Origin of the sequence: Streptomyces sp. T39 (genome assembly GCF_008042045.1) — a bacterium.
Lineage (GTDB): Bacteria > Actinomycetota > Actinomycetes > Streptomycetales > Streptomycetaceae > Streptomyces.
On record NZ_RDBP01000097.1, the window covers coordinates 1 to 1,352 of the forward strand.

The 1,352-nt window shown below is 76.6% G+C and carries 1 protein-coding gene; it reads left to right on the plus strand.

The features are described 5' to 3' along the window. Positions 1–1,337 (plus strand): hypothetical protein (locus tag EAO77_RS35525; RefSeq protein WP_410088757.1); only part of this gene is annotated, 1,337 nt, incomplete at its 5' end. Positions 1,338–1,352 lie beyond the last annotated feature (15 nt).

Sequence of the window (1,352 nt, forward strand, 5' to 3'; positions counted from 1 at the left end):
GCGGGGGTGTGCCGCCCGGGCGGCACACCCCCGCCGGTGCGTACGAGGACCCGACCCGCATGCTGCCGCCCCAGGGCGGACAGGTCCCCGGTGGCGCGTCGGACGCCACGCAGTACATCGCCCCGGTCGCGGGCGGTCAGGTCCCCGGTGGCGCGTCGGACGCCACGCAGTACATCGCCCCGGTCGCGGGCGGTCAGGTCCCCGGTGGCGCGTCGGACGCCACGCAGTACATCGCCCCGGTCGCGGGCGGTCAGGTCCCCGGCGGGGCGTCGGACGCCACGCAGTACATCGCCCCGGTCCCTGGCGGCGCGACCCCGCCCGGCGCCCTTCCGCCGGAGGTGCCCGCCGAGTCGACGACGTTCCTCGGGACCGGTCCGCTCGCCCAGGGCGGCGGGGCGGGCGCAGGCGGGCCCGGTGGCGCGTCGGACGCCACGCAGTACATCGCGCCGGTGCCGCCCGAGCCCGGCGGTGCGCCGTTCGGCATCCGGCCCGGCGCTCCGGGCGACCGGCAGCCGCCCGCCGAGTTCGACAGCCTCTTCCGCTCCGACGGGCCCCCGGCACACGGCGTCGCCGACTCGACGCAGCAGATGCCGCGCTTCGCCGGCGGGCCGCCCGGACCGGACGCGCACACCGGCGCGCCCCACGCGGGCTTCCCGGAGCCCGGCCACCCGCGTGCCTCCTACGACGACGAGCCGCCCGCCCGCCGGCGGTCCCTGCTGCCCGTCGTCGCCGCTCTCGTCGTCGGCTGCGCGGTGCTCGGGCTCGGCGTCAGCGCCGTGGTCTTCGGCGGCGGGGACGACAAGAAGTCCGGGACGCCGGACGAGAACGTGGCCGCCGGCTCCCCCGCGCCGAGCACCAGTGCCTCCGAGGAGCCGGCCGACCCGGCGAAGCCGCAGGCCGAGGCGCTGGACAAACTGCTGGCCGACAGCAACGACAGCCGCGCCGCGGTGATCCGGTCGGTGGAGAACATCAAGAGCTGCAAGAACCTGGACGCGGCCGTCAAGGACCTGAAGGACGCGGCCGCCCAGCGCCGCGGCCTGGTGACCAGGCTCGGCGAGCTCACCGTGGACAAGCTGCCGAAGCACGCCGAGCTGAACTCGTCGCTGAAGAAGGCGTGGCAGGCGTCGGCGTCCGCCGACGACCACTACGCGGCCTGGGCGCAGCAGGCCAAGAGCAAGAAGGTCTGCAAGGACGGCACGGCCCGGAGCACCTCGCACACCGCGCAGGGCAACAAGGCCAGCGGTGACGCGACCAGGGCCAAGAACCAGGCCGCCGCGCTGTGGAACGCCATCGCCCGGGACCACGGCCTCACCGAGCGGCGCAGCGAGCAGCTCTGAGGGACGCGGGCGGCG